The sequence below is a fragment of the Mesonia aestuariivivens genome (genome assembly GCF_019311235.1).
In the GTDB taxonomy this organism is placed as follows: domain Bacteria; phylum Bacteroidota; class Bacteroidia; order Flavobacteriales; family Flavobacteriaceae; genus Mesonia; species Mesonia aestuariivivens.
The window spans coordinates 1-7,605 of the sequence record NZ_JAHWDF010000029.1 but is presented as its reverse complement, the minus strand read 5'-3'; the positions used below and the strand labels follow the sequence as shown (position 1 = coordinate 7,605).

Sequence of the window (7,605 nt, the reverse complement as noted above, 5' to 3'; positions counted from 1 at the left end):
CCTTTGGCGGGTGGTCAATTGCTTGTATTTTTTCATGCAAGATTAATATAACAATTGTTCCTAAAACTCTTGGGGCTAGCCCCAAGAGTTTTAAACATTAATTTTGCACTTATTACTTGAACTTAGAAATGATATATTTGATGTTTTTTTCTTTTTATCTTCTCTAGAAAACCTAGTAAATTAGCGTTTTAAAATTAATTAATGAAAATTCACAGTTTAGAGCAAGGTTATTTTGGAATTGGCATACAAAATGGAAAAACCCCTGAAAATTTAGGCGTACTTTGGCGATCAGCTCAAAATTTTGGAGCTAGTTTTATATTTACCATTGGTAATCGCTATCAAAAACAAGCAAGTGATACCCATAAAGCTGTGGGCGCTTTACCCTACTTTCATTACGATAATTTTGAAAATTTTTATGAGCATTTACCTAAAAGTGCATTACTTATTGGCGTAGAGCTTACGCAAGAAGCTCAATGGCTAGAAGAGTTTGAACACCCAAGAAGATGTGTTTATTTGTTGGGCGCAGAAGATCATGGGTTAAGTAAAGAAGCTATAGCCAAAAGTCATAAACTTATAAAATTTAATACACCATTAAGCTTAAATGTTTCTGTTGCAGGAAGTATTGTAATGTATGATCGCGGATTAAAAGGAACAATTATTCTTTAAAATTTTGCAGTTACCGTTAAGTTCTTCTTAAAAATGAAGTAAAATATCATAATATTCTTTATATTAAACTAATCCCTTTTCGGACTTCTGGTCTGGAAGGGGATTTTTAATCATAAATAAGCTATGAGTAGAGGATTTGTAAAAGAAGAAGATCAAGAAGAAGCACCTATGATTCCGCCAAGAGCAGCATTGCCAGATGGAGTTACCAATTACGTAACTCCAGAAGGATATGAATATCTGCTTCAAGAAAAAAAAGAGCTTGAAGAAGAAAGAGCCTCTAGAGATTATAGTAATGAAACTGAAAAAAGAAGAGCGTCAGGAGTTATTGATGGTCAGCTATTATCATTGAAAGAGCGTATCGCTTCTGCTAGAGTTATTCAGCCTGAAGATCAAATTCAAGATGAGGTAAGGTTTGGCGCTCGAGTAAAATTGAAAATTAATGGGAAAACCCAAGAATTTAAAATTGTTGGTGTAGATGAAGCTAATATAAAAAAACAGAAAATTGCTTTCGTTGCACCTTTGGCTAAAGCTATTACAGGAAAGTCTGTTTACGAGGAGGTCAATTTTAAGTTAGGAGAAGAAAGCAGAAGTGTTGAAATTTTAGAAATTAATTATTAATTTTTCGTCTAATCATTAGGCTTCTTTCGATTTCAACTAAATTGAAAAATTTTATTTTGAAAATATACCCCTCCTACTATAGCCAAACAGAAGAACGTATTAATGTTATTTCTCACGGATTTGGTCTTTTATTAAGTTTAATTGGTATGGTTTGTCTAGTGAAAAAAGCTTTGCTTCTAGAGAGTTCAATGTATTTTACCACGTCCATAATTTATTCATTAAGTTTAGTGATATTATACGGCGCATCTACTTTTTATCACGCTGCTAAAAATAAAGTATTAAGAGCTCGGCTCAATATTTTTGATCATGCTTCTATCTATTTACTAATTGCAGGAACTTACACTCCTTTTATGCTTGTTACTCTTTCGGGAGATTTAGGTATACTACTTTTCGTAATCGTTTGGGCATTAGCTTTTATAGGAATTTTCTTAAAGCTCTTTTATACTGGGAGGTTTAAATTAATTTCTACACTTATGTATATAGGTATGGGGTGGTTAGTGATTTTTGCTTTTAAGCCGTTGCTTCATCAGCTAGCAATAGAAGGTGTTTGGTGGTTATTTGCAGGCGGAATATTCTATACCTTTGGCGCTCTACTATTTATGTGGAAAAAACTAAAGTTTAACCATGCAATTTTTCATTTTTTCGTCTTGGCTGGATCTATTTGTCATTACTTAGCTATTTACTATTATGTAATTCCAACAAGAAATTAGCCTTTAAATTTCTATTCATTTCTTAAATTAGCGACAAATTAATTTAAAGAAGGTTTATGTATTTAAAAATGAAATCACTCTTAGGTTTAGTCTTGGTGACCTTTGGTGCGATGAGCGTATTTGCGCAAGATGCAAAAGAAAACAATCAATCGTTGTTCGACGATTTTATGTATAGAAGCGGTAATGTATACCGAAGCGCTTCTGGGAAACCAGGACCAGAATATTGGCAAAATAAAGCAGATTATAAATTAAAAGTAGAACTTCATCCAGAAACACATACCGTGACAGGAGAGGTAGAAATTAAATACTACAATAACAGTCCAGAAAAACTAGATTTTATCTGGTTGTATGTAGAACAAAATAGATTTACAGATAATTCTCGAGGCACTTTAACCACTCCAACCGCTGGTAATCGTTATAATGGAGACACCAGTGGAGGTTATGCACTTTCTGAGGTGGAAGTAGATGGCGACCAAGCAGAATACTTAATTACGGATACAAGAATGAAAATATTCTTAGACGATGCTGTAAAAGAAGACGGTGGTAAAGCTAAAATTTCTATGAAATTTTCATATAAAATTCCTGTAGATGGTATGGACCGTATGGGAAGATTAGATGTAGAACAAGGCTGGATTTATGCTATGGCTCAATGGTACCCTAGAGTGGCGGTATTTGATGATGTAACTGGTTGGAATGTCGAACCTTATTTAGGAGCAGGAGAGTTTTATCTAGAATATGGTGATTACGATTATGAGGTGACCGTACCTTATAATTATACTGTTGTAGGTTCTGGTGATTTGCAAAATCCTAAAGATGTACTTACCAAAACTCAATTAAATAGATGGAAAAAAGCTAAAGAGACAGAAGAGACCACTTATATCATTAAACCAGAAGAAGTAGGTACAGCTCAGGCTTATAATAAAACTTCAGGTAAAAATACGTGGCATTTTAAAATGGAAAATACGCACGATGTGGCCTTTGGAGCTTCCAATGCTTTTATTTGGGATGCTGCCAGAATTAATTTAGAAGATGATCGTAAAGCTTTAGCACAGTCTGCTTATCCTAAAGAAAGTGATGGACAAAAAGCTTGGTCTAGATCTACCGAGTATACCAAGGCTTCTATAGAATTTTATTCAGAAAATTATTACCCTTACCCCTATAAAAATGCAGTAAATGTTGCTGCAGAAATTGGAGGGATGGAATATCCTGGTTTAAGTTTTTGTAGTTGGAGATCTAAAGAAGCTTCATTGTGGGGAGTTACCGATCATGAATTTGGTCACAACTGGTTCCCTATGATTGTTGGTTCTAATGAAAGAAAATTTGCTTGGATGGATGAAGGCTTTAACACCTTTATTAATCACTTTAGTTCAAATGAATTTAACGACTCAGAATATCCTTCGACTTTAGATCAAACTCGTTCTATCGTTCCTTACCTTAAAAAAGAAACCAGAGAAGGAATAGATACCTACCCCGATGTAACTAATTTAAGAAATTTAGGCTACACGGCATATTACAAGCCTGCGGTAGGGTTAATCACATTAAGAAATTATATTTTAGGTCCAAAAAGATTTGATCAAGCGTTTAAATCTTACATTAAAACTTGGGCATTTAAGCACCCACAACCTGCAGATTTTTTCAATCATATAGAAAACTCGGTAGGAGAAAATTTAAACTGGTTCTGGAAAGGTTGGTTCTACGGAACAGAAAATATAGATATTGCGGTAAGTGATGTAGAAAAAACCGAAAACGGATTTTTAATTCATCTTTCGAAAGAAGGAGAAATCCCTATGCCCGTAAAATTAAAAGTCACCTATACCGATGGTACAGCAACAGCTGTAAATCTTCCAGTAGAGATTTGGCAAAGAGGCAACAAATGGGAACATTTTTTACCCACTAATAAAGAGGTAGAGAAAGTAGAGTTTGATGCAGAAAAACAAGTGCCAGACATTCATAGTAGTAATGATGTTTGGAAGAAGAAAAATTAATCTTCATTTAAAAAAAGCCACTCCTTTGCGAGTGGCTTTTTAGTTTCTAATCAATTTTAAAGTATCTTTGTCGCTTAATTTATTTTTTATGGCACACAAAGCTGGTTTTGTAAATATCATCGGAAACCCTAATGTAGGGAAATCTACTTTAATGAATGCGTTTGTAGGAGAACGGTTATCGATCATTACTTCAAAAGCGCAAACCACACGTCACCGTATTTTAGGCATCGTAAATGGAGAAGACTTTCAGGTGGTGTTAAGTGATACTCCCGGTATTATCAAACCTGCTTACGAGCTTCAATCTTCGATGATGGATTTTGTGAAATCTGCTTTTGAAGATGCAGATGTATTGGTTTATTTAGTTGAAATAGGAGAGCAAGAATTAAAGGATGAAAGTTTTTTTAACAAAATTACTCATTCTGAAATTCCTGTATTATTACTGCTAAATAAAATAGATAAAAGCAATCAAAGCTTGGTTGAAGAGCAAGTGATGTTTTGGAAAGAAAAAGTACCAAATGCAGAGATTTTTGCCATTTCAGCCTTAGAAAATTTTGGCGTTCCAGAAGTATTTAATCGTATTTTAGAATTACTTCCAGATTCGCCACCTTTTTACGATAAAGAAGCCCTGACAGATAAGCCTGAACGCTTTTTTGTAAATGAAATAGTTCGAGAAAAAATTCTTTTAAATTATAAGAAAGAGATTCCTTATAGTGTAGAAGTAGATACTGAAGAGTTTTTTGAAGAAGAAAATATCATCAGAATGCGAAGCGTTATTATGGTGGAGCGTGAAACGCAAAAAGGGATTATCATTGGTCATAAAGGTACTGCCATTAAAAGAGTAGGTGTAGAAGCTAGAAAAGATTTAGAGAAGTTTTTTGGTAAACAAGTACACTTAGAATTGTATGCAAAAGTGAATAAAAACTGGCGTAGTGATGACCGTCAGCTAAAACGCTTTGGGTACAACCAGAAATAAATTTCAATAAAAAAATATAAAACAATCTTTAGCATGCTTAAAATCTATATTTTAAGCTGTATTTTTGTGCCGTAAATATCAATTCATATGAGCAATATTGTAGCTATAGTTGGGAGACCAAACGTAGGGAAATCTACCTTTTTTAATCGTTTAATTCAACGTCGTGAGGCGATTGTAGACTCTGTAAGTGGCGTCACAAGAGACCGTCATTATGGTAAGTCTGATTGGAATGGTAAAGAGTTTTCATTAATTGATACTGGCGGCTATATTGTTGGTAGTGATGATGAATTTGAAGCAGAAATAGACAAACAAGTAGAGCTAGCTATTGATGAAGCAGATGCTATTATTTTTATGGTAGATGTAGATTCTGGTATTACTCCTATGGATGAAGATGTGGCTAAATTACTACGAAAGGTAAAAAAACCAGTATTTTTAGCTGTTAATAAAGTAGATAATAGTGCGCGTCAAGCAGATGCTGTAGAATTTTATAGTTTAGGCCTGGGGGAATATTATACCATTGCGGGAATTAATGGTAGTGGTACTGGTGAACTTCTAGATGCCTTAATTGAAGCGCTTCCTGAAAAAGAAGAAGTAGAAGAAGTAAATTTACCAAGGTTTGCTGTAGTAGGTCGTCCAAACGCAGGAAAATCATCATTTATCAATGCTTTAATTGGTGAAGATCGGTATATCGTAACCGATATTGCGGGTACGACTCGTGATGCTATAGATACTAAATATAATCGTTTTGGTTTTGAGTTTAATTTGGTAGATACTGCCGGAATTAGAAGAAAGACCAAGGTAAAAGAAGATTTAGAATTTTACTCGGTGATGCGAAGCGTTCGTGCCATTGAGCATTCAGATGTTTGTATTCTTATTTTTGATGCCACTAGAGGTTTTGATGGACAAGTACAAAATATTTTTTGGCTAGCACAACGTAACCGTAAAGGAATTGTGATTTTGGTAAACAAATGGGATTTAATGGAGAAAGAGACCAATACCATGAAAGAAATCGAGGCGAATATTAGACGAGAAATTGAACCTTTTACCGATGTGCCTATTGTTTTTATTTCAGTCTTAAATAAACAAAGAATCTATAAAGCCATCGAAACAGCTGTTGAAGTTTATAAAAATAGAAGTAAAAAAATTAAAACAAGTGAGCTTAACGACACGATGTTGCCAATTATAGAGCATTACTCTCCCCCAGCATATAAAGGGAAATTTGTAAAAATTAAATTTGTTACTCAGTTGCCAACTCCGCAACCTCAATTCGCATTTTTTTGTAATTTACCACAATATGTGAAAGATCCCTATAAGCGATTTTTAGAAAATAAACTTCGAGAAAAATTTGATTTTAATGGAGTTCCTATTTCTGTTTATATGCGAAAAAAATAAATACTTTATACTTTTATTTATCTTATAACGTAATGCTCTCAATTAATTCTTAGTTGAGAGCATTTTTTATGTGTTAAAATTAACACTTAAGGTGCGGTTCATCGGTCTAAATGGTAGTTTTGTCGATAAATTTAAAAATATAAAAGTTTTAAATTTATTTTTAGCTCAGCATAAACCCCTCGTTATATGAGTAAAATAATACTTGTTTCAGTATTTTTATTTGTTTGTATTTTTTCCAATGCACAAGTTGGTATAGGTACAGATCTGCCTAATTCTTCGGCGCAATTAGATGTAGAATCTAGTGATAGAGGAATCCTCATTCCTAGAATTCAATTAAAAAACCTTATTGATCAAGAAACTATCACGTCAGGAAATGTACAAAGTTTACTTGTTTTCAACACGAATAAGACTTCACAATTGGTTCCAGGTTATTATTACTGGTATGCTGGTCGTTGGAGGAAATTACTTATTTCAGAAGAAGTAGCGGAGGAGACCAATACTTCTATTGCTAGTTACCCTGATGGTACTTTTATATATACTAACGAATCGGGTAATGAGGTAGAATTTGATGCCAATACCGTAAGTTACACGATAAACCCTGATGGGAGCTATACTTTTACCAATGATAATAATGAAAGCCTAACGATCAATGTTATAGGTGATGTGGTTAATGATATTGAGAATGAAGGCGCTGTTTACGACGAGATCATCGAATTATTAACCAGCAATAGCGATGTATTTACAGATCTTGGAGAAGGAAAGTTTAGCCATACTTCTGTAGATGGGACAGCGGTAGACTTTGATGCCAATACAGTGAGTTACACTAGAGATGTGAATAATAATTATGTATTCACCAATGCCAATGGAGAAGGGGTTACAGTAGAAGTGATCGGTGATGTGGTGAATGATATTGAGAATGAAGGCGCTGTTTACGACGAGATCATCGAATTATTAACCAGCAATAGCGATGTATTTACAGATCTTGGAGAAGGAAAGTTTAGCCATACTTCTGTAGATGGGACAGCGGTAGACTTTGATGCCAATACAGTGAGTTACACTAGAGATGTGAATAATAATTATGTATTCACCAATGCCAATGGAGAAGGGGTTACAGTAGAAGTGATCGGTGATGTAGTTAATGATATTGAGAATGAAGGCGCTGTTTACGACGAGATCATCGAATTATTAACCAGCAATAGCGATGTATTTACAGATCTTGGAGAAGGAAAGTTTAGCCATACTTCTGTAGATGGGACAGCGG

Annotated in this window: 7 protein-coding genes; all 7 read left to right on the top strand. The window is 34.2% G+C overall.

Annotation, left to right across the window (positions count from 1 at the left end):
* The first annotated feature begins 201 nt into the window (after positions 1 to 201).
* Positions 202 to 666 (top strand): RNA methyltransferase, encoded by a 465-nt coding sequence (locus KW502_RS14805; RefSeq protein WP_219041332.1) that lies wholly within the window; start codon positions 202 to 204, stop codon positions 664 to 666.
* A gap of 123 nt (positions 667 to 789) precedes the next feature.
* The gene (locus KW502_RS14800) at positions 790 to 1,284 is read left to right on the top strand and encodes a GreA/GreB family elongation factor (RefSeq protein ID WP_219041331.1); all 495 of its coding nucleotides are present in this window, start codon (positions 790 to 792) and stop codon (positions 1,282 to 1,284) included.
* 56 nt (positions 1,285 to 1,340) lie between these two features.
* Entirely contained in the window at positions 1,341 to 1,994 is a 654-nt protein-coding gene (gene trhA / locus KW502_RS14795) for a PAQR family membrane homeostasis protein TrhA (protein ID WP_255554282.1), read from the top strand.
* 68 nt (positions 1,995 to 2,062) lie between these two features.
* The gene (locus tag KW502_RS14790) at positions 2,063 to 3,979 is read left to right on the top strand and encodes a M1 family metallopeptidase (protein WP_219041329.1); all 1,917 of its coding nucleotides are present in this window, start codon (positions 2,063 to 2,065) and stop codon (positions 3,977 to 3,979) included.
* Between the two features lie 88 nt (positions 3,980 to 4,067).
* Positions 4,068 to 4,952: a GTPase Era gene (gene era, locus KW502_RS14785; RefSeq protein ID WP_219041328.1), complete on the top strand. Its 885-nt coding sequence runs from the start codon at positions 4,068 to 4,070 to the stop codon at positions 4,950 to 4,952.
* A gap of 87 nt (positions 4,953 to 5,039) precedes the next feature.
* Positions 5,040 to 6,344, top strand: coding sequence for a ribosome biogenesis GTPase Der (gene der / locus KW502_RS14780; RefSeq protein WP_219041327.1), 1,305 nt, complete (start codon positions 5,040 to 5,042; stop codon positions 6,342 to 6,344).
* Positions 6,345 to 6,530: 186 nt separating this feature from the next.
* Positions 6,531 to 7,605: DUF6712 family protein (locus KW502_RS14775; protein ID WP_500793358.1), on the top strand; the 1,075-nt coding region annotated here is incomplete at its 3' end.